At 68.2% G+C, this 25,536-nt stretch carries 30 protein-coding genes and 1 tRNA gene; 13 read left to right on the top strand and 18 right to left on the bottom strand.

The window, feature by feature from the left end; translation table 11 throughout:
* Positions 1-36 precede the first annotated feature (36 nt).
* Both IE209_RS23935 and IE209_RS23930 read left to right on the top strand, forming a co-directional pair.
* Complete coding sequence (locus IE209_RS23935) at positions 37-426, top strand: tautomerase family protein (RefSeq protein ID WP_189689397.1); 390 nt, start codon at positions 37-39, stop codon at positions 424-426.
* Between the two features lie 33 nt (positions 427-459).
* A complete protein-coding gene (locus IE209_RS23930; protein WP_189689396.1) occupies positions 460-1,362 on the top strand; it encodes an NAD(P)-dependent oxidoreductase in 903 nt (300 codons plus the stop codon).
* Positions 1,363-1,389: 27 nt separating this feature from the next.
* On the opposite strand, the gene IE209_RS23925 is transcribed toward IE209_RS23930, so the two are convergent.
* The 3 genes from IE209_RS23925 to IE209_RS23915 all read right to left on the bottom strand — a co-directional run bounded on the left by IE209_RS23925 (position 1,390) and on the right by IE209_RS23915 (position 3,070).
* On the bottom strand, positions 1,390-2,019 hold the full coding sequence (locus IE209_RS23925; RefSeq protein WP_189689395.1) for a BON domain-containing protein: 630 nt from the start codon (positions 2,017-2,019) through the stop codon (positions 1,390-1,392).
* A complete protein-coding gene (locus IE209_RS23920) occupies positions 2,016-2,615 on the bottom strand; it encodes a phosphoheptose isomerase (RefSeq protein WP_145551217.1) in 600 nt (199 codons plus the stop codon). The genes IE209_RS23925 and IE209_RS23920 overlap by 4 nt, the downstream gene beginning before the upstream one ends.
* A gap of 65 nt (positions 2,616-2,680) precedes the next feature.
* Positions 2,681-3,070: a YraN family protein gene (locus IE209_RS23915; RefSeq protein ID WP_189689394.1), complete on the bottom strand. Its 390-nt coding sequence runs from the start codon at positions 3,068-3,070 to the stop codon at positions 2,681-2,683.
* Here IE209_RS23915 and rsmI point away from each other — a divergent pair.
* Positions 3,070-3,993 (top strand): 16S rRNA (cytidine(1402)-2'-O)-methyltransferase, encoded by a 924-nt coding sequence (rsmI, locus tag IE209_RS23910; RefSeq protein ID WP_189689393.1) that lies wholly within the window; start codon positions 3,070-3,072, stop codon positions 3,991-3,993. The genes IE209_RS23915 and rsmI overlap by 1 nt on opposite strands.
* A gap of 6 nt (positions 3,994-3,999) precedes the next feature.
* On the opposite strand, the gene IE209_RS23905 is transcribed toward rsmI, so the two are convergent.
* The 3 genes from IE209_RS23905 to IE209_RS23895 form a co-directional block, all read right to left on the bottom strand.
* A tRNA-Arg gene (locus IE209_RS23905) sits at positions 4,000-4,075 on the bottom strand.
* A 62-nt stretch (positions 4,076-4,137) separates the two neighbouring features.
* Complete coding sequence (locus IE209_RS23900; RefSeq protein WP_189689392.1) at positions 4,138-4,620, bottom strand: hypothetical protein; 483 nt, start codon at positions 4,618-4,620, stop codon at positions 4,138-4,140.
* Between the two features lie 60 nt (positions 4,621-4,680).
* Positions 4,681-5,319 (bottom strand): TetR family transcriptional regulator, encoded by a 639-nt coding sequence (locus tag IE209_RS23895; protein ID WP_308433215.1) that lies wholly within the window; start codon positions 5,317-5,319, stop codon positions 4,681-4,683.
* Positions 5,320-5,541: 222 nt separating this feature from the next.
* On the opposite strand from IE209_RS23895, the gene IE209_RS23890 reads away from it, so the two are divergent.
* From IE209_RS23890 to IE209_RS23875, 4 genes are all read left to right on the top strand, one after another.
* Positions 5,542-6,795 carry an efflux RND transporter periplasmic adaptor subunit gene (locus IE209_RS23890; protein WP_189689390.1) on the top strand — a complete coding sequence of 418 codons (1,254 nt, stop codon included), beginning with the start codon at positions 5,542-5,544 and terminating at the stop codon, positions 6,793-6,795.
* An 18-nt stretch (positions 6,796-6,813) separates the two neighbouring features.
* The gene (locus IE209_RS23885) at positions 6,814-9,984 is read left to right on the top strand and encodes an efflux RND transporter permease subunit (RefSeq protein ID WP_189689389.1); all 3,171 of its coding nucleotides are present in this window, start codon (positions 6,814-6,816) and stop codon (positions 9,982-9,984) included.
* The gene (gene adeC, locus IE209_RS23880; RefSeq protein WP_189689388.1) at positions 9,977-11,383 is read left to right on the top strand and encodes an AdeC/AdeK/OprM family multidrug efflux complex outer membrane factor; all 1,407 of its coding nucleotides are present in this window, start codon (positions 9,977-9,979) and stop codon (positions 11,381-11,383) included. Before IE209_RS23885 ends, adeC begins: the two co-directional genes overlap by 8 nt.
* An 88-nt stretch (positions 11,384-11,471) precedes the next feature.
* Positions 11,472-12,044 (top strand): c-type cytochrome, encoded by a 573-nt coding sequence (locus IE209_RS23875; protein ID WP_189689387.1) that lies wholly within the window; start codon positions 11,472-11,474, stop codon positions 12,042-12,044.
* A 19-nt stretch (positions 12,045-12,063) separates the two neighbouring features.
* Here the strand turns inward: IE209_RS23875 and IE209_RS23870 are convergent, their stop codons facing one another.
* The 3 genes from IE209_RS23870 to IE209_RS23860 are packed head-to-tail and all read right to left on the bottom strand — an operon-like array spanning position 12,064 to position 14,102.
* Positions 12,064-12,606 carry a DUF2946 family protein gene (locus tag IE209_RS23870; protein ID WP_189689386.1) on the bottom strand — a complete coding sequence of 181 codons (543 nt, stop codon included), beginning with the start codon at positions 12,604-12,606 and terminating at the stop codon, positions 12,064-12,066.
* A 10-nt stretch (positions 12,607-12,616) separates the two neighbouring features.
* Positions 12,617-13,612: a YheT family hydrolase gene (locus tag IE209_RS23865; RefSeq protein WP_189689385.1), complete on the bottom strand. Its 996-nt coding sequence runs from the start codon at positions 13,610-13,612 to the stop codon at positions 12,617-12,619.
* A gap of 34 nt (positions 13,613-13,646) precedes the next feature.
* A complete protein-coding gene (locus IE209_RS23860; protein ID WP_189689384.1) occupies positions 13,647-14,102 on the bottom strand; it encodes a YybH family protein in 456 nt (151 codons plus the stop codon).
* 126 nt (positions 14,103-14,228) lie between these two features.
* Between IE209_RS23860 and IE209_RS23855 the strand changes: the two genes are divergently transcribed.
* From IE209_RS23855 to IE209_RS23845, 3 genes are read left to right on the top strand one after another with little or no spacing between them, the layout of a single operon-like run.
* A complete protein-coding gene (locus tag IE209_RS23855; RefSeq protein ID WP_373305418.1) occupies positions 14,229-14,831 on the top strand; it encodes a LemA family protein in 603 nt (200 codons plus the stop codon).
* A gap of 3 nt (positions 14,832-14,834) precedes the next feature.
* A complete protein-coding gene (locus tag IE209_RS23850; protein WP_229883017.1) occupies positions 14,835-15,767 on the top strand; it encodes a TPM domain-containing protein in 933 nt (310 codons plus the stop codon).
* 14 nt (positions 15,768-15,781) lie between these two features.
* On the top strand, positions 15,782-16,300 hold the full coding sequence (locus IE209_RS23845) for a TPM domain-containing protein (protein ID WP_189689383.1): 519 nt from the start codon (positions 15,782-15,784) through the stop codon (positions 16,298-16,300).
* A gap of 67 nt (positions 16,301-16,367) precedes the next feature.
* On the opposite strand, the gene IE209_RS23840 is transcribed toward IE209_RS23845, so the two are convergent.
* The 9 genes from IE209_RS23840 to IE209_RS23800 form a co-directional block, all read right to left on the bottom strand.
* Entirely contained in the window at positions 16,368-16,787 is a 420-nt protein-coding gene (locus tag IE209_RS23840) for a F0F1 ATP synthase subunit epsilon (protein WP_145551190.1), read from the bottom strand.
* Between the two features lie 21 nt (positions 16,788-16,808).
* Positions 16,809-18,215 (bottom strand): F0F1 ATP synthase subunit beta, encoded by a 1,407-nt coding sequence (atpD, locus tag IE209_RS23835; RefSeq protein ID WP_145551188.1) that lies wholly within the window; start codon positions 18,213-18,215, stop codon positions 16,809-16,811.
* Between the two features lie 43 nt (positions 18,216-18,258).
* The gene (gene atpG, locus IE209_RS23830) at positions 18,259-19,143 is read right to left on the bottom strand and encodes a F0F1 ATP synthase subunit gamma (protein WP_189689382.1); all 885 of its coding nucleotides are present in this window, start codon (positions 19,141-19,143) and stop codon (positions 18,259-18,261) included.
* Positions 19,144-19,166: 23 nt separating this feature from the next.
* Positions 19,167-20,720: a F0F1 ATP synthase subunit alpha gene (atpA, locus tag IE209_RS23825; protein ID WP_145551184.1), complete on the bottom strand. Its 1,554-nt coding sequence runs from the start codon at positions 20,718-20,720 to the stop codon at positions 19,167-19,169.
* A gap of 45 nt (positions 20,721-20,765) precedes the next feature.
* Positions 20,766-21,296 carry a F0F1 ATP synthase subunit delta gene (locus IE209_RS23820; RefSeq protein ID WP_189689381.1) on the bottom strand — a complete coding sequence of 177 codons (531 nt, stop codon included), beginning with the start codon at positions 21,294-21,296 and terminating at the stop codon, positions 20,766-20,768.
* A 7-nt stretch (positions 21,297-21,303) separates the two neighbouring features.
* Complete coding sequence (locus IE209_RS23815; protein WP_145551180.1) at positions 21,304-21,774, bottom strand: F0F1 ATP synthase subunit B; 471 nt, start codon at positions 21,772-21,774, stop codon at positions 21,304-21,306.
* Between the two features lie 42 nt (positions 21,775-21,816).
* Complete coding sequence (gene atpE, locus IE209_RS23810) at positions 21,817-22,077, bottom strand: F0F1 ATP synthase subunit C (RefSeq protein WP_056667590.1); 261 nt, start codon at positions 22,075-22,077, stop codon at positions 21,817-21,819.
* Between the two features lie 64 nt (positions 22,078-22,141).
* Positions 22,142-23,020, bottom strand: a complete 879-nt coding sequence (atpB, locus tag IE209_RS23805; protein ID WP_189689380.1) for a F0F1 ATP synthase subunit A — start codon at positions 23,018-23,020, stop codon at positions 22,142-22,144.
* 3 nt (positions 23,021-23,023) lie between these two features.
* Positions 23,024-23,503, bottom strand: coding sequence for an ATP synthase subunit I (locus IE209_RS23800; RefSeq protein ID WP_189689379.1), 480 nt, complete (start codon positions 23,501-23,503; stop codon positions 23,024-23,026).
* A 172-nt stretch (positions 23,504-23,675) separates the two neighbouring features.
* On the opposite strand from IE209_RS23800, the gene IE209_RS23795 reads away from it, so the two are divergent.
* From IE209_RS23795 to lipB, 3 genes are read left to right on the top strand one after another with little or no spacing between them, the layout of a single operon-like run.
* The gene (locus IE209_RS23795) at positions 23,676-24,545 is read left to right on the top strand and encodes an aminotransferase class IV (RefSeq protein ID WP_189689378.1); all 870 of its coding nucleotides are present in this window, start codon (positions 23,676-23,678) and stop codon (positions 24,543-24,545) included.
* 9 nt (positions 24,546-24,554) lie between these two features.
* On the top strand, positions 24,555-24,851 hold the full coding sequence (locus IE209_RS23790) for a YbeD family protein (protein WP_189689377.1): 297 nt from the start codon (positions 24,555-24,557) through the stop codon (positions 24,849-24,851).
* A gap of 13 nt (positions 24,852-24,864) precedes the next feature.
* Positions 24,865-25,536 carry a lipoyl(octanoyl) transferase LipB gene (lipB, locus tag IE209_RS23785; protein WP_189689482.1) on the top strand — a complete coding sequence of 224 codons (672 nt, stop codon included), beginning with the start codon at positions 24,865-24,867 and terminating at the stop codon, positions 25,534-25,536.

Below are 25,536 nucleotides of genomic sequence, written 5' to 3'. Positions count from 1 at the left end.
AGCCGGCACAGTCAGGTCTCTTCCAAGGAGAACCCCATGCCCTTCGTCCGCATCGACCTTCCCGACACCGTCTCGCCCGAAGACGCGCAAGCGCTCGGCGATGCCGTCCACCAGGCCCTGGTGGCCAGCTTCGAGGTGCCGCCCGACGACCGCTTCCAGGTGCTGGCGCGGCATGCGCCCGGCGCGCTGGTCTGCACGTCGGCCTACCTGGGTGTGCGGCATTCCGCGCGCGTGGCGCTGGTGCAGATCACCTGCTCGTTCGGCCGCACGCTGGCGCACAAGCGCGCGCTGTACGCCGGCATCGCGCACAACGCCGCGCAGGCCGGCTTCGCCGCGGCCGACGTGATCGTCCACTTGGTCGAGACCGCGCGCGAGAACTGGTCCTTCGGCGAGGGCGTGGCGCACTATGCGCCCGCGGCTTCCTAGAATCGCCGGTCCACTCTGCAGAAAAGCATCCGCATGGCTTCCACCAATCCGCGCAGCTACACCGCCACTCCCGTCCGCAACGTCGCCTTCCTGGGCCTGGGCGTGATGGGCTTTCCCATGGCCGGCCACCTGGCCCTGGCCGGCCACCAGGTGACCGTCTACAACCGCTCGCCCGCCAAGGCGAAGGCCTGGGCCGACGAGTTCAAGGGCAGGACCGCCGCGACGCCGCGCGAGGCCGCGGCCGGCGCCGACATCGTGTTCTGCTGCGTCGGCAACGACGACGACCTGCGCTCCGTCGTGCTGGGCCCGAACGGCGCCTTCGCCGGCATGGGCAAGGACGCGGTGTTCGTGGACCACACCACGGCCTCGGCCGACGTGGCGCGCGAACTGCACGGCAAGGCCCGCGAGGCCGGCCTGCACTTCGTCGATGCGCCCGTGTCTGGCGGCCAGGCCGGCGCGCAGAACGGCATGCTGACCGTGATGTGCGGCGGCGACGCCGAGCCGTTCGCACGCATCGAGCCCGTGGCGCAGGCCTTCTCGCGCTCCATCGTGCTGCTGGGCGACAGCGGTTCGGGTCAGCTGGCCAAGATGGTCAACCAGATCTGCATCGCCGGTCTGGTGCAAGGCCTGTCCGAGGCCATCGCCTTCGGCCAGCGCGCCAAGCTGGACATGGGCCAGGTGCTGGCCGTGATCAGCAAGGGCGCGGCCCAGAGCTGGCAGATGGAGAACCGCGGCAAGACCATGGTCGAAGGCAAGTTCGACTTCGGCTTCGCGGTGGACTGGATGCGCAAGGATCTGGGCCTGGTGCTGGACGAAGCCAAGCGCAACGGCGCGCGGCTGCCCGTCACGGCGCTGGTCGACCAGTTCTACGCCGACGTGCAACAGGCCGGCGGCAACCGTTACGACACCTCCAGCCTGATCACGCGGCTGAAATGAACAAGGGCGCCTTGCGGCGCCCTTGTTTCACTTCGCGGGGGGCTGCTGCCCCAGCCGGGCCAGTTCTTCCTCGGTCAGCGTCTCGAACACGCGCACGACCTTGGCCACATCCTTCACGCCACGCGCGATCTCGGTCGCGCGGTTGGCTTCGCGCGGCGTCACGCGGCCCATGAGGTAGACCACGTTGCGCTCGGTCACGACCTTGAAGGCACTGGCCTGCAGGTCCTTGGCGTCGATCAGCGAGGCCTTGACCTTGCTCGTGATGAGCAGGTCGGTGGAGCGCTGCGTGAGCGCCGCCGGGATGCCCACGGCCAGGTCGTTCACGACGGAGTTCACGTTCTCCACCTTGGCGATGATCTGCTCGGCGCGCTGGATATCCTCGGTGCGCGCGACCTCCCCGGTCAGCAGCACCTGGCGGTTGTAGCTCGTCACGTTGACGCGCGCGTTCTCGCCCAGGGCTTCCTTGAGGCGGTTGGCGCCACGCAGCTCGATGCCCTGGTCTTCCAGCTGGGCGCCGGAGGTGCGGCGGTCCATCGCCACCATCACGCCGCCGGCAAAGCCGCTGCCCACCACGAGCGGCACACAGGCCGACAAACCGGCCACCAGCGTGGCAGCCGCCAGCGACATCAGCACGACGCGCTTGGAACGCACTTTCATAGACTTGTTTCCTGGTCACCTAGCAATTGGGAATCCACGCCGTCGCACAGGCAGTGCAGCGTGAGCAGATGCACCTCCTGGATGCGGGCGGTGCGCTCATGCGGCACGCAGACATGTACATCGGTCTCGCGCAGCGCGCCGGCCATCTTGCCGCCGCCGCGCCCGGTCAGCGCCACCACCGTCATCTCGCGCGCATGCGCGGCCTCCACGGCCGCCAGGATGCTGGGCGAATTGCCGCTGGTGGAGATCGCCAGCAGCACGTCGCCGGCCAGGCCGAGCGCACGCACCTGGCGGGCGAAGACCTGGTCGTACGAATAGTCGTTGGCCACGGCCGTGAGGATGGAGCTGTCGGTCGTCAGCGCAATGGCGCCGAGCTCGGGCCGCTCGCGCTCGAAGCGGCCGACGAACTCGGCCGCGAAATGCTGGGCATCGGCGGCCGAACCGCCGTTGCCGCAGGCCAGCACCTTGCCGCCGCTGGTCACGCTGACCAGGATGGCCTGCACGGCCGCCGCGATGGGCTTGCTGAGCGCTTCGGCCGACTGGTACTTCAGATCGGCGCTGTCGATGAAATGCTGTTGGATGCGTTGCTCAAGCATGGGGCGGTGATGATACCCCTGCGGTTTTCCCTGCCGCCCTTGGGGTGAGCGGGCTTGTAACAGGCTCAATCGGCGTCGAAGGCCGCCTGCAGCCACTGCGGCCCGCCCGGCTCCAGCACCACCACGTCGAAGCGGCAGGGCGGTGGCGTGGCCAGCCGCGCGAGGTAGTGGCGCGCCGCGAACACGATGCGCCTGCGCTTGACGGCGCCGATGCTGGCCGCCGCACCGCCGTGCGAGAGGCTGGCGCGGCGCCGCACCTCCACGAAGACCACGGTGCCGTCGGGCGCGCGCATGACGAGGTCGATCTCGCCGCCGCCGCGGCCCGGCGTCCGATAATTGCGCGCTAAGAGGCGCAGCCCGGCGCGCTGCAGATGGGCCAGCGCCTGGTCTTCGGCCGCATCGCCCGCCTGCTTCGTGGTCGGCGCGCCGGCCGGCCCCTTCCAGAGGAATCCCATTGAGCGCTTCTTTCGCCTTGGCGCTGCGCGCCGCCCACGAGGCTGCGGCCACCCAGCATTACCCACAGGCCGCACTCTACGTGGTCGCCACGCCGATCGGCAACCTGGCCGACATCGGCCTGCGCGCGCTGCACGTGCTGCAACTCGTCGATGCCATCGCCTGCGAGGACACGCGGCATACGCAGAGCCTGCTGCGCGCCTACGGGCTGGAGCGCCCCGGCGCCCAGCTGCTGGCCGCGCACCAGCACAACGAGGCCGAGGCCGCCCAGGCCGTGCTGGCCCGCCTGCAGCAAGGGCAGCGCGTCGCCTATGTCAGCGACGCCGGCACGCCTGCGCTGAGCGATCCGGGCGCACGCCTGGTCGCGGCCGCGCGCGCAGCCGGCTTCGCCGTGGTGCCGCTGCCGGGGGCGAGCAGCGTGACCACGGCCCTGTCCGTGGCCGGCATCGCGGAAGACCCAGCCTTCGTGTTCATGGGTTTCCTGCCCAGCAAGACCGGCGAGCGCGATGCGGCGGTGCAGGTGCTGGCGGCCGACCCGCGCGCCGTGGTGCTGCTGGAGGCGCCGCACCGCATCGAGGCGCTCGCGCGCGCACTGGCCCCCGTGGGCGCGCGGCCCGTGACGGTAGGCCGCGAACTGACCAAGCAGTTCGAGGAGATCGCCACGGTGGCTGCCCAGGAATTGCCGGCCTGGCTGGCCGCGCAGCCCACACGCACGCGTGGCGAGTTCGCGTTGGTGGTCCATCCCGCGCCGGCGAGCGCGGAGCCGGCCCAGGACCTGCGCGTGCTGCAACTGCTGCTGCCCGAGCTGCCGCTCAAGACCGCCGTGCGCCTGGCCGCCGAGATCACGGGCCAGCCGCGCAATGCGCTGTACGCGCAGGCCCTGCGGCTCAAGCCGCAGCGGGACGAAGAGGCGGGGGAGAACTGAAAGACTTGGTGCGGCTGGCGGGGATCGAACCCACGACCCTTGGCTTCGGAGGCCAATACTCTATCCACTGAGCTACAGCCGCGACCGGGCGCCATTGTAGCCACGCGCCAGGACCGACTCCGGCCGCAGCGGCAACGGACGGGTTCAGGGCCCGGGCGGATCCGCCGGCCAGTCGCAGCAGGCCCTGCGCGCCGGTGCCGCGCTGCCGTCGGCCTGGCGCAGCCGCGCGTACAACTCCAGCCGCACCGGCCTGCCGGCATCGACATGCACGCGGAACTCGATGTGGCGCGCATCGGCCGCGCAGGGCAGGCGCTGGTAGCCCCAGACGAAGCTCGGCTCGCCGCGCGCCGTCGCGCCCTGCGCCTGTTGGGCCATGGCCGCGGGCTCGAACACGCCGCCAGCGGTCAGGCGCGAACGCACACGCACACGCCAGCCTGCGCCCATGAGGCTGGTTTCGCGGTAGGCCAGGAAGGCATGCGCCTCGCCGCTGGGCAGGTCGGTGGCCTCCAGGTAGGCAAGCAGGTCGTACCGCGTCCAGCGGTCCGAGATGGGCGGGCGCAGCCGCGCTGGCTCCTCGGACGGCCCCGGGCCGGGGCTTTGCATGGAAGACAGGGGCAAGCGCGACATGGCCGCCCATGGTGAAAAGACGCTGTTTCAGCGTGGTTGCACGCGCATCGGAGACTTGTTTCACTTGTTGCGCGGGGCCGAATCGCGCAGGCCCAGCCCGACCAGGTGCAGCTCCAGCATCTGCTCGCCCAGGGTCGGCAGGTCGAAGGCCGTGGTGTCGAGCAGCCAGTTGAAGATCAGCCCGTCGATGGTGGCGTGCAGACCGGCCGCCGCCACCGCGGCCGGCAGCCGCAGCCGCTGGCCACGCTGGCGCGCCGCCAAGCGCAACGCGCGCCCGATGTCGCCCACGCACTGGTCGCGCACCGCCAGGTGGCGGGCGCGCACGGCGTGCAGTTCGTCCACGTACTCGACCTTCTGCACGGCGATCTCCACGACGCGGCGCAACTGGGCGTCATCGCGCATCTGCACCAGCGCATTGCGCAGCGAATATTTCAGGCCGACCAGAGGATCGACACCATTTGTTGCAACCTGCTGCAGCGACTGCTCCAGCGGCAGCGTGACGCGCTCCATCATCGCGTTGAACAGGTCGGCCTTGTCCTTGAAGTGCCAGTAGATCGCGCCGCGCGTGGCGCCGGCTTCGGTGGCGATCTGCTGCAGCGAGGTCTGCGACACCCCGTTGCGGTGGAACAGTCGCTCGGCCGCATCGAGCAGGCGGTGGCGCGTGGCCTGGGCTTCTTCCTTGGTACTGCGCGCCACCATTTCCTCCTTGGCAAGAGACCGTTGTGCCCAGCGAGGGCAATATACATTCATCATTGTATGTAAGTAAGCTACACTCGCTCGGCGTATGGGAGTTCTGGAACCGGCGGCCTTGCTCAGCCGGCCATCGCCTGATCCACCATCCCACCATTTCCAAGAAGGAGACCGGAACCACCGCCCCGGCGGCGGTTGCGGCGTTGTGTTGTTGTCTGAGGAAGGAATCGCATGTCTGCGTTGCGTCTTGGTTCCCTGAATGCCGCGGCGGCGCCGCTGCGTCCCATCGTGTTGGCCATGGCCGTCTTGCTGGTCGCCTGCGGCCAGGGCGACAAGAAGGCCGAAGGCGCACCGGCCAAGGCCGGCGGCGGCATGCCGGCGCCCGAGGTCGGCGTCGTGGTGGCCACGCCGGGCGACATCGGGCTCGTGACCGAACTTCCCGGCCGGCTGGAAGCCTCGCGCGTGGCCGAGGTGCGTGCCCGCGCGGCCGGCATCCTGCAGCGCCGGCTGTTCAAGGAAGGCAGCGACGTGAAGGCCGGCCAGCCGCTGTTCGCGATCGACCCCGCGCCTTACCAGGCGACCTACCAGAGCGCCCAAGCCCAGGTGCTGCGCGCCCAGGCCGCCGTGACGCGCACCACCGAGGTGGCCAAGCGCTACGAACCGCTGGTGGCCGCCAACGCCATCAGCAAGCAGGACTATGCCGATGCGGTGGCCGCGCGCGTGCAGGCCGAGGCCGACCTGGCCGTGGCCAAGGCGGCGGTGCAGACCGCCAAGATCAGCCTGGACTACGCCGCCGTCACCTCCCCGATCTCCGGCCGCATCGGCCGCGCGCTCGTAACCGAAGGCGCCCTGGTCGGCCAGGGCGAGGCCACGCCGCTCGCCGTGGTGCAGCAGATCAACCCGCTGTACGTGAACTTCACGCAGTCGGCCAGCGACGCGCTGCGCCTGCGCCGCGCCATGGAGTCCGGCACGCTCAAGCGCGCGGGCAGCGGCGACGGCGCCAGCGTGCGCGTGGTGCTGGAAGACGGCAGCACCTATGCCCTGCCCGGCAAGCTGCTGTTCTCCGATCTGACGGTGGACCAGACCACGGGCCAGATCACGCTGCGCGCCGAAGTGCCCAATCCCAAGGGTGACCTGCTGCCCGGCCTGTACGTGCGCGTGCAGGTCGAGCAGGCCCAGGCCAGCAACGCGATCGCCGTGCCGCAGCAGGCCGTCACGCGCAGCGAAACGGGCAACACGCTGACCGTGGTCGGCGAAGGCGGCAAGCTGGAAAAGCGGCAGGTGAAGATCACCGCCGGCCAGAACAACCGCTGGATCGTGACCGAAGGCCTCAAGGCCGGCGAGCAGGTCATGGTCGACGGCTTCCAGAAGCTGCAGATGCTGCCGCCCGGCACGCCGGTCAAGGCCGTGCCCTGGCAGCCGCCGGGCCAGGCGCCGGCTCCCGCGGCATCGGCCGCAGCACCTGCCGCTGCCCCCAAGCAATAAGAAGCAAGGCAAGCATCCATGGCCAAGTTCTTCATCGATCGCCCGATCTTTGCCTGGGTGATCGCGCTGTTCATCATCGTGATGGGCGCGGTCTCGATCACCCAGCTGCCGATCTCGCAGTACCCGCCGGTGGCACCTCCGGCCATCATCATCAACACCACCTACCCAGGCGCCTCCGCGCAGACGCTGGAGGACAGCGTGCTGTCCGTCATCGAGCGCGAGATGAACGGCTCGCCGGGCCTGATCTACATGGAGTCGGTCGCCCAGGCCGACGGCACGGGCACCATCACGGTGACCTTCGAGCCCGGCACCAATGCCGACCTGGCGCAGGTGGACGTGCAGAACCGGCTGTCGCGTGCGACACCGCGTCTGCCCTCGGCCGTGACGCAGCAGGGCGTGCGCGTGGACAAGTCGCGCAACAACTTCCTGGCGTTCGTGATGCTGTCCTCGGACAACCCGGACTTCACGCCCGTGGAGCTGGGCGACTACGCCGCGCGCAACGTGCAGCCAGAGCTGCAGCGCGTCAAGGGCGTCGGCCAGGTGCAGTTGTTCGGCTCGGAGACCGCCATGCGGATCTGGCTGGACCCGGCCAAGATGCAGGGCGTGCAGATTTCGTCGGCCGAGGTGTCGGCCGCGATCCGCGCGCAGAACGCCCAGGTCGCCTCCGGCACCATCGGCGACTTGCCGAACGTGGCGGGCCAGGGCATCGCGGCCACGGTGGTCGTCAAGGGCCAGCTGTCCAACGTCGAGCAGTTCAGGAACATCGTGCTGCGCGCCAACCCCGATGGCTCCACTGTGCGCCTGAAGGATGTGGCCCGCATCGAACTGGGCGGCCAGAGCTACGCCACCTCGGCGCGCTTGAACGGCACGCCCGCCGTCGGCCTGGGCATCCAGCCTTCGCCGGGCGGCAACGCGCTGGAGTCGGCGCGTCTCCTGCGCCAGAAGATGGACGAGCTGTCCAAGTTCTTCCCGCAGGGCGTGAAGTACGACTTCCCCTACGACAGCTCCAAGTTCGTGAGCATCTCGATCGAGCAGGTCACGCACACGCTGTTCGAGGCCGTGGCGCTGGTGTTCCTCGTGATGTTCCTGTTCCTGCAGAACTGGCGCTACACGCTGATTCCGACGCTGGTGGTGCCGATCGCGCTCCTGGGTACCTTCGCGGCGCTGCTGGCGCTGGGCTTCTCGATCAACGTGCTGACCATGTTCGGCATGGTGCTGGTGATCGGCATCGTGGTGGACGACGCCATCGTGGTGGTGGAGAACGTCGAGCGCATCATGAGCGAGGAAGGCCTGTCGCCGCTGGACGCCACCAAGAAGGCCATGCAGCAGATCTCGGGCGCCATCATCGGCGTGACCGTGGTGCTGATCTCGGTGTTCGTGCCGCTGGCCTTCTTCGCCGGCTCCACCGGCAACATCTACCGCCAGTTCTCGGCCGTGATGGTGGTCTCGATCGGGTTCTCGGCCTTTCTGGCGCTGTCGCTGACGCCGGCGCTGTGCGCCACGCTGCTCAAACCCGTGGAGGCCGGCCACCACCATGAGAAGCGCGGCTTCTTCGGCTGGTTCAACCGCAGCTTCTCGCGCACCGCCAAGGGCTACGAGGGCGTGGTGGCGCGCATGCTCAAGCGCGCCGCGCGCTACCTGATCATCTACGCCGCCATCATCGGCGCCGTGGTCGTGGTCTACCAGCGCCTGCCCACCTCCTTCCTGCCGCAGGAAGACCAGGGCAACATCATCGTCAACGTGCAGTTGCCGCCGGGTGCCACCCAGGAACGCATGCTGGACGTGATGCAGCAGGTCGAAGGCTTCATGCTCAAGCAGCCCGAAGTGGAGAGCATGGTCGGCGTGCTGGGCTTCTCGTTCTCTGGCCAGGGCCAGAACTCGGGCCTGGCCTTCGTGACGCTCACGGACTGGTCCGAACGGCACGACCCGGCGCACTCCGCCAGTGCGCTGGCCGGCCGCGCGTTCGGCGCGCTATCGGGCATCCGTGACGCCTTCATCTACCCGCTGTCGCCGCCGCCGATTCCCGAGCTGGGCAATGCCAGCGGTTTCTCGTTCCGGCTGCAGGACCGTTCGGGCCAGGGCCACCAGGCTCTGCTCAATGCGCGCAACCAGCTGCTGGGCATGGCCTCGCAGAGCAAGATCCTGGCGCAGGTGCGGCCCGACGGCCTGGAAGACGCGTCGCAGCTGCAGATCGACATCGACCGCGACAAGGCCCAGGCCCTGGGCGTGGGTTTCGATGCGATCAACAGCACGCTGTCGACCGCGCTGGGTTCGAGCTACATCAACGACTTCCCGAACCGGGGCCGGCTGCAGCGCGTGATCGTGCAGGCCGACGCACCGGCCCGCATGCAGCCCGAGGACCTGCTGCGCCTGAACGCCGCCAACGCCCAAGGCCAGCTCGTGCCGCTGTCGGCCTTCGCCAGCACGCGCTGGGTGACCGGCGCGATGCAGACCGTGCGCTACAACGGCTACCCGGCCATGCGCATCAGCGGCGACGCCGCACCGGGCCAGAGCACGGGCGCGGCCATGGCCGAGATGGAACGGCTGGCGGCCCAGCTGCCGCCGGGCTTCGGCTTCGAATGGACCGGCCAGTCGCGCGAAGAAAAGCTCGCCGGCTCGCAGGCCATCATCCTGTACGGCTTCGCGATCCTGGCGGTGTTCCTGTGCCTGGCCGCGCTGTACGAGAGCTGGTCGATCCCGCTGGCCGTGATCCTGGTGGTGCCGCTGGGCGTGATCGGCGTGCTGCTGGCCACGCTGCTGCGCTCCTATGCGAACGACGTGTACTTCCAGGTCGGCCTGATCACCATCATCGGCCTGTCGGCCAAGAACGCCATCCTGATCATCGAGTTCGCCAAGGACCTGCAGGCGCAGGGCAAGAGCGCGGTAGCGGCGGCACTGGAAGCCGCGCATCTGCGGTTCCGCCCGATCGTCATGACATCGCTGGCCTTCGGTCTGGGCGTGGTGCCGCTGTTCATCGCGTCGGGTGCAGGCTCTGCCAGCCAGCGCGCGATCGGCACGGGCGTGATCGGCGGCATGGTCACGGGCACCTTGCTGGCCGTGTTCTTCGTGCCGGTGTTCTTCGTGGTCGTGCGCAGCCTCTTCAAGGGCAGCAAACGCCAGAACGAGATCTATGCCGCCCATGCGCGCGAAGCCGGTGTGGGCGAAGCCAAGGGAGGCGCACATGACTAAGAATCCATCCGCGCGCCTGTCGGCGCTGGCGCTGGCCGCGCTGTTGACGGGCTGCTCGTTCATCCCGACCTACGAGCGGCCCGCCGCACCCGTAGCCACGCAATGGCCGGGCGAGACCACCGCCCAGGCCGCGGCCCAGCCCGTGGCCGACATCCCGTGGCAGAGCTTCTTCGCCGACGCGCGGCTGCGCGCGCTGGTGGAGCAGGCCCTGGCCAACAACCGCGACCTGCGCGTGGCCGTGCTCAACATCGAGCAGGCCCGCGCGCAGTACCGCATCCAGCGCGCCGACCGTGTGCCGACCATCGGCGTGGGCGCCAGCGGCACGCGCACGGAACTGGGCACCGCCGGCAGCACCACGGCCTACCAGGTGGGTCTCACGCTGTCGTCCTGGGAGCTGGACTTCTTCGGCCGCGTGGCCAGCCTCAGCGAGGCCGCGCTGGCCCAGTACCTGGCGACCGAGGAAGGCCGCAAGTCCACCCAGATCACGCTGGTCGCGTCGGTGGCGAACGCCTACCTGAGCCTGCTGGCCGACGAGGAACTGCTGGAGCTCACGCGCCAGACGCTGGCCACGCGCGAGGACTCGGCCAAGCTGTCCAAGCTGCGCTTCGACAACGGCGTCGCCTCCGAGCTGGACCTGCGCCAGGCCCAGTCGCTGCTGGAAGCCGCGCGCGCCACGCTGGCGCAATTGCAGCGCCAGCGCGCCCAGGACCAGAACCAGCTGACGCTGCTGGTCGGCCAGCCCGACTGGTCGCAGCGCATCGCCGATCTGCCTCCCACGAAGAGCCTGGAATCGGCCGTGCTCATGACCGAACTGCCGGCCGGCCTGCCCTCGGACGTGCTGACCGCGCGGCCCGACATCCGCCAAGCCGAGCAGCAGCTGCGTTCGGCGAACGCCAACATCGGCGCCGCGCGGGCGGCCTTCTTCCCGCGCATCACGCTGACGGCCGGCTTCGGCACGGTCAGCAGCCAGCTGTCCGGCCTGTTCGAAAGCGGCAGCTGGGGCTTCAGCGCCGCGCCGCAGCTGTTGCTGCCGATCTTCGACGGCGGGCGCAACCAGGCCGGCCTGGACTCGGCCAAGGTGCAGCGCGACATCGCGGTGGCACAGTACGAGAAGGCGATCCAGACCGCGTTCCGCGAGGTGGCCGATGCGCTGGCCGGCCGCGCCACGCTGGGCGAGGAACTGCGCGCGCAGCAGGCGCAGGCCGAAGCCGAGGCCGCGCGTTTCAAGCTGTCGGACCTGCGCTACCGCAACGGCGTGGCCAGCTACCTGGATCTGCTGGACGCGCAGCGCTCGCTGTTCACGACCCAGCAGGCCGTGGTGCAGACCCGGCTCGCGCAGCTACAGAACCAGGTCACGCTGTACAAGACGCTGGGCGGTGGCTGGACCGGCCAGCCCTGAGCCAGCGGCGCGTGCGCGACGGGTTCGTCCAGAACCCGCCGTTATACTCGCCGGCTGACAAAAAGCCCCCGACGAGACTGAGGACAACATGAGCGAACATGCGGACGGCGGCGCCCATACGGGCCCCATCAAAAATCCTAAGCAACTGCTGGTGGCGACCTTGTTCTCGTTTGTCGTGCCGATCTTCGTGATCATCGGGCTGGTGTACTTCGTGGTGTCGGCGGTCAAGCCGTCCGGCAGCGGCGATGCCAATGCCATGGCGCTGGGCGGCGTGACCGAGCAAGGCCTGGCGCAGGGCGTGGCGGCACGCCTGCAAAAGGTCGGCAGCGTGGAGATCCGCGATGCCAACCGCCCCCTGGCCAACGGCGAGACGGTGTTCAAGGCGCAATGTGCGGCCTGCCATGCGACCGGCGTCGCGGGCGCGCCCAAGCTCGGCGATGCAGCCGCCTGGGGTCCGCGCCTGGGCCAGGGCTTCCAGACGCTGGTCGAACACGCGCTCAAGGGCAAGGGCGCCATGGCACCCCAGGGTGGCGGCGATTTCGCCGATCTGGAAATCGCGCGTGCCGTGGCCTACCTGGGCAATGCGGGCGGCGGCAAGTTCGAAGAGCCGGCACAGCCTGCAGCCGCCGCTTCGGCCCCGGCGGAAGCCGCCTCCAAGTAAGACGGCCCGGGCGGCGGCTTTAGCCGGCCGCCTGCGCCAGCCGCTGCGGGCTGGTGACGAAGCCGTGGCGGACCGGCAGATCGGCCGCCCTCACCTCTTCCAGCACCCAACCGGCCTGCTCCACGGCCGCGGCCACGAGCGCCACGTCGAGCGAGTGCACCAGGCCCAGGCCCAGATCGGTCAGCGCGAACACCCGGCCTTGCTCGTCCAGCAGCGCGCGCTCCAGACGGGCGGGTGCGCCCGTGTGGGCCGAGAGCGCGAAGTCGGGTGCGACGCGCCAGATCCAGGGCGCAACCTCCAGTTCCACGAAGACACGCTGCGGCCCGTTCTGGAAGAACCAGCAGCCGCGTGCATCGCAAGCGTAGTTGCGGCCGATGAAGGCCAGCAGCTTGTCGTGCCGCAGCAGGTCGCCCTTGGCAGCACCGCCCTGTGTGAAGGCGCCCGCGGCCTGTGCCGCGGCGTCGCGCAGGTACCAGCCGCCACGCGCATCCAGGCCCAGCCAGCCATAGCAGTCCGGCACGTTGGGCCATTTCGCGATGGCCTGGCGCACGATGTCGTCCATGCGCGGATTATCAGCGCAGGGCCTGCAGCAGCCAGTTCCCCACCGCGTCGGGCATGGCCCGCACATGGCCTGGCCAGGCGCCATGGGGAAAGCCGACATGGCCGCCTTCCTCGGGCTGCCACAACCTGACGTAGTCGCCCACCGCATCGGCGCGGGGCAGGCTTGCCACCGGCACGAAGGGATCGTTGCGCGCATTGAGCACCAGCGCGGGGATGCGGATGCGGGCCAGGTGCGGGCCGGCCGATGCGCGCCGCCAGTAGTCCTCGACATCGCGGTAGCCGTGCAGCGGCGCGGTGAACACGTTGTCGAAGCTGTAGAGGTCGCGCGCGGACAGCAGCAGGTCGCGGTCGAACAGGCCCGGATGCTGGGCCAGCTTGCGCAGCGCCTTGGGCTTCATCGAGCGCAGGAACATGCCTGTGTAGACGAGCCGGTTGAAGCCCTGGCCCAGCGCCAGGCCACCGGCCATGAGGTCCAGCGGCGCGCAGACCGCAGCGACGGCCGAGACATAGGCCGACGCCTCGCCTTCCATCTCCTGGGCCCAGCGCAGCAGCGCATTGCCGCCCAGCGAGACCCCGACGGCCACGATGGGCCCGGCGTGGCGCGCGCGCATGCGCCGCAGGATCCAGCCCACCTCCTCGAAATCGCCGGAATGGTAGGCACGCGGCGCGAGGTTCAGTTCACCGCTGCAACCGCGGAAGTGCGGCACCGCGTAGACCATGCCATGCTGGCGCGCGAAGTCGCCGAAGGCTTCGGCATAGTGGCTGCTCGACGAGCCCTCCAGGCCATGGAACAGCACGAGCAGCGTGCGCTGGTCGGGACTCGCGGCCGGGTCGACCGCATCGGCCGCGGCATCGGCCATGTCCACGTCGATGAAGTCCATGTCGGGCGTGATCCAGCGCTCGCGCTTGAACACCAGGGCGGGCCCCCGGCGCCGCTGGCCGTACAGCGACGCCCAGATCGTCTGGATGTCGCCGCCGGGAAGCCACCAGGGTGCGCTGTACTCCATCGGCCCGCCTCGCTGTCCTCGATCGGTGGGCGGCTCAGTGCAAGGTCTGCGGACCGCCCGCAGGTTCGTGGTCGCGGCCACCGCCGAGCCGGTCGGCACTCGCATGGTGCGTGACGATGCGCCAGCCCTGGGCCGTCTTCACGTAGACGTTGGTGGCCACGACTTCGGCAGCGCGCAGACCGCTGTCGGTCAGCACCTCGATGCGCTCGACCACGCTGTGCACGGCGCAGGTCAGCGTCTCGATCTTGCGCACGCGCTGCGGCAGCACGCGCACGGCACCAGCGGCGAACAGGGCTTCGTACGCGGCGCGGATGGCGCCGGCGCCGACCAGGCGCGGGCCGTCGGGGTGGATGCAGACGATTTCGTCCTCGTCGGCCCAGCAGGCCATCATGGCGTCGACATTGGCGTGCAGCATGGCGTCGTAGAACGCGGCCTCGGTGTCGTCGGCACTGCCGGCCAGGGGGGCGGACTGCAGTCGGGCTGGGCTCATGCGGTCGGCATACGAAAGCTTGGGTGCGCGCGATTGTGCAACGAATTGCACCCCATGCCGCCAGAGCGCCGCCGACGCGGGCTGGCTCCGCTATGCTTCTCGCCGGCCGGCGGTGGCGCCGGAAGCATGGAGCACGAGAAGATGCGTCACTGGCTGTTCACGATCATGCTGGCACTGGCCCTGACGGGTTGCGGCTACAACGACTTCCAGCGCCTGGACGAGCAGTCCAAGGCGGCCTGGAGCGAGGTGCTGAACCAGTACCAGCGCCGCGCCGATCTGGTGCCCAACATCGTGGCCACGGTCAAGGGCGAGGCCGCGTTCGAACAGGACACCTTGACCCGGGTGGTCGAGGCACGGGCCAAGGCCACGGCGATCCAGGTCACGCCCGAGACGCTGAACAACCCCGAGGCCATGGCGAAGTTCCAGGCCGCCCAAGGTGAGTTGGGCAGCGCACTGTCGCGGCTCATGGTGGTCAGCGAGCGCTACCCCGACCTCAAGGCCAACCAGGGCTTCCGCGACCTGCGCGTGCAGCTGGAAGGCACGGAGAACCGCATCACCGTGGCGCGCAACCGCTACATCCAGACCGTGCAGGAGTACAACGTGCTCGCACGCAGCTTCCCCACCAACCTGACGGCCAAGGTGTTCGGCTACGACGCCAAGCCCAGCTTCGCGGTGGCCAACGAGGCGCAGATCTCGGTCCCGCCCGTGGTCGACTTCGAGAAGAAGTAGGCCTTGCGCACCTGGCCCGGACAGCTCGCACGGTTCGGCCTGTGGCTGGCACTGCTGCTGGCCCAGGCCACGCTGCAGGCCCAGCCCGTGCAACCGGTGCCTGCGCTCACGGCGCGCGTGGTCGACACCACCGGCACCATGGACGCGGGCCAGCGGGCGCAGCTGGAGCAGGCGCTGGCCCGGATAGAGCAGGAGCGCGGCACGCAGGTGGTCGTGCTGCTGGTGGCGACCACGGCGCCCGAGGACATTGCGTCCTATGCCAACCGCGTCGCGAACGCCTGGAAGATCGGCCGGCGCGACATCGGCGACGGCGTGTTGCTGCTGGTCGCCAAGAACGACCGGCGGCTGCGCATCGAAGTGGCCAAGACCCTGGAAGGCGCCATCCCCGACCTGGCGGCCAGGCAGATCATCGACGAGGCCATTACGCCGCGGCTGCGGCAGAACGACTATGCAGGTGCGCTGCTGGCCGGCGTGGCGCAGCTGGACGCCCGCATCCGCGGCGAGAACCTGCCGGCGCCCGTCCCGGCGGCCCAGGACGGTCTGGACGAGGACACCGTCGCGCCGCTGCTGTTCATGCTGTTCTTCGCCGTGCCGGTGGTGGCCGGTGTGCTGCGCAGCGTGCTGGGCCGGCGCCTGGGCGCAGCCGCCACGGGCGTGGGCGTCGGCGCGTTCGCGGCCCTGGTGCTGCAGACGGCGCTGTGGCTGGCCGCGGCGGCCGGTCTGCTGGCCTTCGTGGTCGCGCTGGTGGCGGGGCTCGGCCCGCTCCTGCGCAGCGGCGCGCCATCGCGACGGGGGCGCATCGGCCCCGGTCCGGGCGGTTGGGCCGGCGGCGCTGGTGGCTTCGGCGGCGGCTGGTCGGGCGGCGGCGGGGGCGGCGGTTTCAGCTCGGGCGGTGGCGGTGACTTCGGGGGCGGTGGCGCCTCCGGCGATTGGTGAGGAGCAGGACACGCATGGCACGGATCTGGCGCCGGCTGCGGCGCTTTCTGACGCACCGCTGGATCGACGTGGGCGACGCGCGCAAGGCCTTGCCACGCGCGGCGCAGGAGCGGCTGGAGCGCCGGATCGCCGCCAGCGAGCAGCGCCATACCGGCGAGGTCTGCATCTGCGTGGAAACCGCCCTGCCCGCCAGCTATCTGCTGCGCGACGCCACGGCGCGCGAGCGCGCGGTAGCGATGTTCGGCAAGCTGCGCGTTTGGGACACCGAGCACAACAACGGCGTGCTGATCTACCTGCTGCTGGCCGAACACGCCATCGAGCTGGTGGCCGATCGGGGGCTGAACCGGCATGTGGATGTGCAGCGCTGGCGCGCTGTGGTCCACCAACTGGGACAGGCCCTGCGCCAGGGCAGCGTGGAGGACGGCCTCACGACCGCGCTGGAGGAAGTTTCGGCCGTGCTCGTGGAACATTTCCCGCACCCTGCCGACATGCCACGCAGCAACAGCTTGTCCAACCACATCGTGGTGCGCTGAGCTCCAAACAAGAACGCCGCAGACCGGAGCGGTCTGCGGCGTTCTCCTGCCGTCCCGTGCGGTCGGCTTACTTCTTCTGCCGGTACTTGCGCAGCGCAGCGATCTGCGCGGCCATCACGGCCAGCTCGGACTGCGCCTTGGCGATGTCCAGATCGCCCTTGGCGTTGCGCAGCGCTTCCTCGGCCGCGGCCTTGGCGGCGTTGGCCTTCTCGTCGTCCAGGTCCTTGCCGCGGATGGCGGTGTCGGACAGCACGGTCACGGCGTTGGGCTGCACCTCGAGGATGCCGCCTGCCACGAAGATGAACTCTTCGCTGCCGTCGGGCCGCTCAATGCGCACCGAGCCGGGCTTGATGCGCGTGATCAGCGGCACGTGGCGCGGATAGATGCCGAGCTCGCCGGCCTCGCCAGGCAAGGCCACGAAGCGGGCCTCGCCCGAGAAGATGGACTCCTCGGCACTGACGACGTCAACTTGGAATGTCGTTGCCATGGGGTTCCTTCAGCCGCCCGCTCAGGCCAGCTTCTTGGCCTTCTCGAAGGCCTCGTCGATGGTGCCGACCATGTAGAAGGCCTGCTCGGGCAGGTGGTCGCATTCGCCGGCCGTGATCATCTTGAAACCACGGATGGTTTCGGCCAGCGGCACGTACTTGCCCGGCGAGCCAGTGAACACTTCGGCCACGTGGAAGGGCTGCGACAGGAAACGCTGGATCTTGCGGGCGCGGGCCACGGCCAGCTTGTCTTCCGGCGCGAGTTCGTCCATGCCCAGGATCGCGATGATGTCGCGCAGTTCCTTGTAGCGCTGTAGCGTGCCCTGCACGGCGCGGGCCGTGTCGTAGTGGTCGGCACCGACCACCAGCGGGTCCAGCTGGCGGCTGGTGGAGTCCAGCGGGTCCACGGCCGGGTAGATGCCCAGCGAGGCGATGTCACGCGACAGCACCACGGTGGAGTCCAGGTGGGCGAAGGTCGTGGCAGGCGAAGGGTCGGTCAAGTCGTCCGCCGGCACGTACACGGCCTGGATGGAGGTGATCGAGCCCACCTTGGTCGAGGTGATGCGTTCTTGCAGGCGGCCCATTTCTTCGGCCAGCGTCGGCTGGTAGCCCACGGCGGAAGGCATGCGGCCCAGCAGAGCGGACACTTCGGTACCGGCCAGCGTGTAGCGGTAGATGTTGTCCACGAAGAACAGCACGTCCTTGCCTTCGTCACGGAACGACTCGGCGATCGTCAGGCCGGTCAGCGCCACGCGCAGACGGTTGCCCGGGGGCTCGTTCATCTGGCCGTAGACCATGGCCACCTTGGACTCGGGCAGGTTCTCCAGGTTCACGACGCCGGAGTCGGCCATCTCGTGGTAGAAGTCGTTGCCCTCACGGGTGCGCTCGCCCACACCAGCGAACACCGACAGACCGCTGTGGGCCTTGGCGATGTTGTTGATGAGTTCCATCATGTTCACGGTCTTGCCCACGCCGGCGCCACCGAACAGACCCACCTTGCCGCCCTTGGCGAACGGGCACACCAGGTCGATCACCTTGATGCCGGTTTCCAGCAGTTCCTGCGAGGGCGACAGCTCGTCGTAGGCCGGAGCCTTGCGGTGGATGGAGGCGGTCAGGGTCTGGTCGACCGGGCCGCGCTCGTCGATCGGGCTGCCCAACACGTCCATGATGCGGCCCAGCGTGGCCTTGCCGACCGGCACCGTGATCGGCGCCGAGGTGTTGAACACCACAGAGCCGCGGCGCAGGCCGTCGGACGAACCCAGCGCAATGGTGCGGACCACGCCGTCACCCAGCTGCTGCTGGACTTCCAGCGTCAGCGCCGAGCCTTCCATCTTCAGCGCGTCGTAGACCTTGGGCATCTGGTCGCGCGGGAACTCGACGTCCACCACAGCGCCGATACATTGAACAATCTTGCCTTGTGCTTGAGCCATTTGGTGCTCCTTTGCTCCAAAAATTTGAATCGGGGTGGGCCCGTCAGACCGCGGCAGCACCCGCGACGATCTCGGAGAGCTCCTTCGTGATCGCCGCCTGACGCGACTTGTTGTAGACCAGCTTGAGCTCGGCAATCACGTTGCCGGCGTTGTCGGTCGCGGCTTTCATGGCCACCATGCGCGCGGACTGCTCCGACGCCATGTTCTCGGCCACGGCCTGGTAGACCAGCGCCTCCACGTAGCGGACCAGCAGCTCGTCGATGACGGACTGCGCGTCGGGCTCGTAGATGTAGTCCCAGCTGTGCGCGCTGGTCGTGGCTTCGGCCTTGGCTTCGTCACGGATCTTCGTGTTCGACAGCGGCAGCAGTTGCTCGACCACCGACTCCTGCCGCATCGTGTTGATGAAGCGGGTGTAGCAGAGGTAGACCGCGCCCAGCTTGCCCTCGGCGTACGCGTCGAGCAGCACCTTGACGGGGCCGATCAGCTTGTCCAGGTGCGGCGTGTCGCCCAGGTGCGTCACGTGCGAGACGACCTTGGCGTTCATGCGGTTCAAGAAGCCCAGGCCCTTGCCGCCGATGGCCACCGTCAGCGGCGTACCGCCGGCGGCCTGCACATCGCGCAGCTTGCCCGTCACCAGGCGCAACAGGTTGGTGTTCAAGCCACCGCACAGGCCCTTGTCGGTCGTCACGACGATGAAGCCAGCGTCCTTGGCTTCGTTCGTCTTCATGAAGGCGTGCGTGTACTCGGGGTTCGCCTCGCCAAGGTGGGCCGCGATGTCGCGGATCTTGGTGGCGTACGGACGCGCAGCGCGCATCCGGTCCTGGGCCTTGCGCATCTTGGACACCGAGACCATTTCCATGGCCTTGGTGATCTTCTTGGTGTTCTCGACCGACTTGATCTTGCCGCGAATCTCTTTACCAGCAGACATGCAAGACTCCTTCGCTCAGGTGATCAGGCAAAGGACTTCTTGAACGCGCCGATGGCAGCCGACAGCTCGGCTTCCGCGTCCTTGTCCAGGGCCTTGCTCGACTCCAGCTTGGCCAGCAGCGCGGCGTTCTTGTCCTTCAGGTAGGCATGCAGGCCATGCTCGAACGGCAGCACCTTCTTGACGTCGATGTCGTCCATGAAGCCCTTGTTCACGGCGAACAGCGTCGCGCCCATCAGGCTGATCGGCAGCGGAGCGTACTGGGCCTGCTTGAGCAGTTCCGTCACGCGGGCGCCGCGGTCCAGCTGCTTGCGGGTGGCTTCGTCCAGATCGGAAGCGAACTGCGCGAACGCAGCCAGCTCGCGGTACTGCGCCAGGTCGGTACGGATACCGCCGGACTGGCCCTTGATGATCTTGGTCTGAGCCGAGGAACCCACGCGCGACACCGAGATACCGGCGTTGATGGCGGGACGGATGCCGGCGTTGAACAGGCTGGTTTCCAGGAAGATCTGGCCGTCGGTGATCGAGATCACGTTGGTCGGCACGAAGGCGGACACGTCGCCAGCCTGCGTTTCGATGATCGGCAGTGCCGTCAGCGAACCGGTCTTGCCCTTGACTTCACCCTTGGTGAAGGCTTCCACGTAGTCGGCGTTCACGCGGGCGGCGCGTTCGAGCAGACGGCTGTGCAGGTAGAACACGTCGCCGGGATAGGCTTCGCGGCCCGGCGGGCGGCGCAGCAGCAGCGAGACCTGGCGGTAGGCCACGGCCTGCTTGGACAGGTCGTCGTAGACGATCAGCGCGTCTTCGCCGCGGTCGCGGAAGTATTCGCCCATCGTGCAGCCCGAGTAGGCCGACAGGTACTGCATGGCGGCGGATTCGGAAGCCGAAGCGGCCACGACGATGGTGTATTCCATCGCGCCGGCCTGTTCCAGAGCGCGTACCACGTTCTTGATCGAAGATGCCTTCTGGCCGATCGCGACGTAGACGCAGGTCATGTTCTGACCCTTCTGGTTGATGATCGCGTCGATCGCCACGGCGGTCTTGCCGGTCTGGCGGTCGCCGATGATCAGCTCGCGCTGGCCGCGGCCGACGGGCACCATGGAGTCGATGGACTTCAGGCCGGTCTGCATGGGCTGGTCGACCGACTTGCGGGCGATCACGCCGGGCGCGACCTTCTCGATCACGTCCGTCAGCTTGGCGTTGACAGGGCCCTTGCCGTCGATCGGCTGGCCCAGCGCATTGACCACGCGGCCGACCAGCTCGGGGCCGACTGGCACTTCCAGAATGCGGCCGGTGCACTTGACGGTGTCGCCTTCGGAAATGTGCTCGTACTCACCCAGAATCACCGCGCCGACCGAGTCGCGCTCCAGGTTCAGGGCCAGACCGAAGGTCTGCGCGCCGCTGGGCGCAGCCGGGAATTCCAGCATTTCGCCCTGCATCACGTCCGACAGGCCGTGCACGCGCACGATGCCGTCGGTCACGGAGACGACGGTGCCCTGGTTGCGGATGTCGGCGTTGACGCCGAGGCCTTCGATGCGGCTCTTGATCAGTTCGGAAATTTCTGCGGGATTGAGCTGCATGACTCTTTCCTTATTCAATATTGGGAGACACCGTCGCCGACCGCATCAAGCGGTGAGCGCAGCTTTCATCTGTTCCAGGCGGGCCTTGACCGAGGTGTCCAGCACCTCGTCACCGACCACGGCACGGATGCCGCCGATCAGCGCCGGATCGATCTCGACCCGGGTCGTCAGCTTGCGGCCGAAGCGCTGTTCCAGCGTGGCCGAGACTTCCTGCAACGCCTGCGCATCGATCGGGAAGGCGCTGTAGACCACCGCGTCGGACGCGCCGGTGGCCGCGTTCTTCAACGCGCGGAACTGCGCTGCCGCTTCGGGCAGGGCAGCCAGGCGGTCGTTGTCGATCAGCACGCGCAGGAAGTTCCTGCCCGCTTCGGGCAGGCCCTGCGGCACCAGGCCGGCGATCAGGTCGAACACCTGGGCAGGCGTGACCTTGGGGTTGGCAGCGACCTGCAGCAGTTCCGGCTGGCTGGCCACGGCCGCCAGCTGGTCCAGCCAGGCCTGCGCGCCGTTCAGGTCGGACGCGCTGGCCTTGAACAAGGCCTCTGCATAGGGACGCGCAATGGTCGCGAGTTCGGCCATGGCGTCCTCAGAGTTCCGTCTTCAGGCGCTGCAGCAGTTCTGCGTGCACGCCGGCATTGACTTCCTTGCGCAGGATCTGTTCGGCACCCTTGACGGCCAGCACGGCGACCTGCTCGCGCAGGGCCTCGCGTGCACGCACGGTCTGGTGCTCGGCTTCGTCGCGCGCAGCGGCCACGATCTTGGCGGCCTCTTCCGTGGCGCGGCTCTTGGCCTCGTCGATGATCTGCTGGGCGCGGCGCTCGGCGTCGGCCAGGCGGCTGGCCGTCTCGTTGCGCGAGGCAGCCAGTTCCTGTTCGACGCGCTGGTTGGCGGAGCTGAGTTCGGCCTTGGCCTTCTCGGCGGCCGCCAGGCCGGCTGCGACTTTCTGTGCCCGTTCATCCAGCGCCTTTGCAATGGGCGGCCACACGAACTTCATCGTGAACAGCACCAGCAGCAGGAAGACGACGGCCTGAACGAACAGGGTTGCGTTGATACTCACGTCAACACTCCTCTACTCTAGGCTGGGGCGTCGGACGCGAAATCAGGCGGCGGGCAGTGCAGCGATGAACGGGTTGGCGAAAGCGAACAGCAGGGCGATGGCCACACCGATCAGGAAGGCCGCGTCGATCAGACCGGCCAAGATGAACATCTTGGTTTGCAGGTCGTTCATGAGTTCGGGTTGACGGGCCGAGGACTCGAGGAACTTGCCACCCATCAGGGCAATACCGATGGAAGCACCGATCGCGCCGAGACCGACGATCAAACCACAAGCCAGAGCGACGAGACCGAGAACGTTTGCCATGATGACTCCTTAGATAAATGAAAAGGCAAGAGAGAAAGAAACGAGAGAAAACTGCTGCGGGCGATCAGTGCGCCTCATGTGCCTGGCCCAGGTAGATGAGCGTCAGCATCATGAAGATGAAAGCCTGCAGCGTGATCACGAGGATGTGGAACACCGCCCAGATGAAGCCAGCGACCACGTGACCCAACGTGAGTGCCATGCCGGAGAAGCTGAAGGCCATGGCGCCACCCATCAGGGCAATCAACATGAACACCAGTTCGCCTGCATACATGTTGCCGAACAACCGCATGCCATGCGAGACGGTCTTGGCAAGATATTCGATGCCCTGCATCAGCAGGTTCACGGGCCACAGCACGGGGTGGGCGCCGAAAGGAGCGGTGATGAGTTCGTGGCCCCAGCCGCCGAGACCCTTGATCTTGACGCTGTACAGGAAGCACAGGAACAGCACGGAGGTGGACAGACCCAGCGTGGTCGACAGGTCGGCCGTCGGCACGACGCGCATGTAGGCGTGGTGCGGATCGTGGCCCAGCGCGCTGTAGACCTGGGTCCAGGCGGCCGGCAGCAGATCGACCGGCAGCATGTCCATGGCGTTCATCAGAAAGATCCAGACGAACACGGTCAGTGCCAGCGGCGCGATGAACTTGCGGCTTTGTGCGTTGTGGATGTTGGCCTTGGCCTGGTTGTCCACCATCTCGACCAGGATCTCGACCGCGGCCTGGAAGCGGCCGGGCACACCCGAGGACGCCTTGCGCGCAGCCAGCCACATCACGAAGCAGCCGATCACACCCAGGATCACCGAGTACAGGACCGAGTCCAGGTTGATGACGTTGAAGTCGACGATGGCCGTCTGCTTCACAGGATTGAGACCCCAATCCACCTGCCAGTGCTGCAAGTGGTGGACGATGTACTCACTTGCGGTCGGTGCGTGTCCTTCAGCGGCCATCTTTCAAGGTCTCTTCAGTTCCGTTTTCAACAACTTCGGCCGAGCCACCAGGGCCAGCCAATACATCTTCAGTGCAGCCACCACACCAGCCAGCATGGCCAGCCAGTGCAGGTCTGCGATCAACCACCAGGCCACACCGAGCATCAGCACGCTCAGGCCCAGCTTGACCATCTCCCAGACCGCGAACCTCAGCATCGCCGCCTGCGAATTCGCAGGCGCACGGCGCATGGCCCGAACGAACAAGGCCGCAGGCAGGGCGATCGCCAGTGCGCCATACAGCGCGGACCAGGCGGCCGACCACTCGCGCACCCACAACAGCGCAATCATCGCCACGAGCAGACCCATGCCCAACTGGGCCGCAATCACCCACCAGGGCGAGAGCACGGGGTTTGCGTCGCGCAAGCGTTGCGCCTCTTCGGCGGTCAAGGGCTTGAAATCTGCGACTTCAGCGTCCATCTCGGATGCAAGAGCTTGTTGGTTCATTGGTTATGGCTCCTGCTGCGATGTGCTTTCAGGCCGCGTGGCGGGCAGCGCATGGGCGCCATCTGCTGCAGCTTGTGAAGCCTCCCCCGAGAATTTCGCAAAGCCACTTATTATACGTAGAAACCCCTGGCGCTCGAAAGCTTCACGCTTGCGGCGTTGCATTTGCGCTCCCATGACATCCGCCGCACTGCCCGATACCCCCTGCCATCTTGATGGCGCGTTGCTGCCCTTGCGCGACGCCAAGGTCAGTGTGCTCGACCGCGGCTTCATCTTCGGCGACGGCATCTACGAGGTCGTGCCGGTCTACCAGGGCCGCCTGTTCGGCTTCGCATCGCACATGACGCGGCTGGCGCGGTCGCTGGCCGAGATCGGCATTCCGAACCCGCACAGCGAGGCCGGCTGGCGCAGCATCGCCGAACAGCTGCTGGCGGCCTGCCCGCCCGCACCGCTGCAGGCCCTGTACCTGCAGGTGACGCGCGGCGTCGCGCTGCGCGAGCACACCATCCCGGACGGCCTCGTGCCGACCGTGTTCGCGATGCTGAACCCCATGAAGCCCGTGCCGGAGACAGCCCGCGCCGCCGGTGTGGCCTGCGTGACGGCCGAGGACTTCCGCTGGAAGAAGGCGCACATCAAGAGCACCAGCCTGCTCGGTGCGGTGCTGGCGCGCCAGATCAGCGCGCAGGTCGGTGCCGCCGAAACCGTGATGTTCCGTGACGGCCTGCTCAGCGAGGCCTCGGCCAGCAATGTCTGGATCGTGCGGGACGGTCGGCTCAGCGGCGTGACGCCCGACGAGCTGGTGCTGCGTGGCATCCGCTACGGTGTGATCGAGCAGCTGTGCCGCGAGGCCGGCATCGCGTTCTCGCTGCGCGCGATCTCGCGCGACGAGGTCGTTGCGGCCGACGAGGTGCTGCTGTCCTCGGCCAGCAAGGAGGTGTTGCCCGTCACGCAGCTGGACGGCCGCCCGGTTGGCAATGGCCGCCCCGGCCCCATCTACACCCGCTTGTACGCGCTTTACCAGCAGGCCAAGGCCCGCGCCGAATAGGAATTGACCATGAACGAAAGCCCCGACACTCCGCAACCCGAGGCGCGCAAGGACTCGCTGATCGACTTCCCCTCGCTGTTCCCGATCAAGGTCATGGGCGCCAAGGCCGAAGGCTTCGTGCACGCCGTGACCAGCATTGCGCGCCAATTCGATCCCGGCTTCGACGCGAGCACCGTGGAGCTGCGCGAGAGCAAGGCCGGCAACTACCTGGGGGTGACCGTCACCGTGACCGCCACCTCGCGCGAGCAGCTCGACGAGCTCTACCGCACGCTCAGCACGCATCCCATGGTCAAGGTGGTGCTGTAAGCGCGTGTCTGCGATCCGCATCGAACGGCGCGGCCTGACGGACTGCGCCGCCATTTGCGCCGAGATGCAGGCGTTCACGGCCGCACGCAACGCCGGCACGCCCGATGCGCTGTGGGTCTGCGAGCATCCGCCCGTGTTCACGCAAGGCCTGGCCGGCAAGCCCGAGCACCTGCTGCTGCCTGGCGACATCCCGGTGCTGGCCACCAACCGTGGCGGCCAGGCCACCTACCACGGCCCTGGCCAGGTGGTCGCCTATCCGCTGATCGATCTGCAGCGTGCCGGCTACTACGTCAAGGAGTACGTGCACCGCATCGAGGAGGCGGTGCTGCGCACGCTGGCCCACTTCGGCGTGACCGGCCACCGCGTGCGCGGCGCGCCGGGCATCTACGTGCGCCTGGACGACCCGTTCGGCCATGCCCGCCTGGAACCGACACCAGAGGGCGAGGAGCCGCGCTTCACCGGCCTGGGCAAGATCGCCGCACTGGGCATCAAGGTCAGCCGGCACTGCACCTACCACGGCGTGGCGCTCAACGTGGCCATGGACCTGGAGCCCTTCGGCCGCATCAACCCTTGCGGCTATGCCGGGCTGCAAACGGTGGACCTTTCTACAATCGGCGTCCCCATTACCTGGAACGAAGCAGCGTCGGTGTTGAGCGACAAGCTCGCCGCCCACCTCGCCCCCTGA

The sequence above is a fragment of the Pseudorhodoferax aquiterrae genome (assembly GCF_014652235.1).
Classification (GTDB): domain Bacteria; phylum Pseudomonadota; class Gammaproteobacteria; order Burkholderiales; family Burkholderiaceae_C; genus Pseudorhodoferax; species Pseudorhodoferax aquiterrae.
The sequence above is the reverse complement of the archived record's forward strand: the minus strand, read 5'-3'. Positions and strand labels throughout refer to the sequence as shown.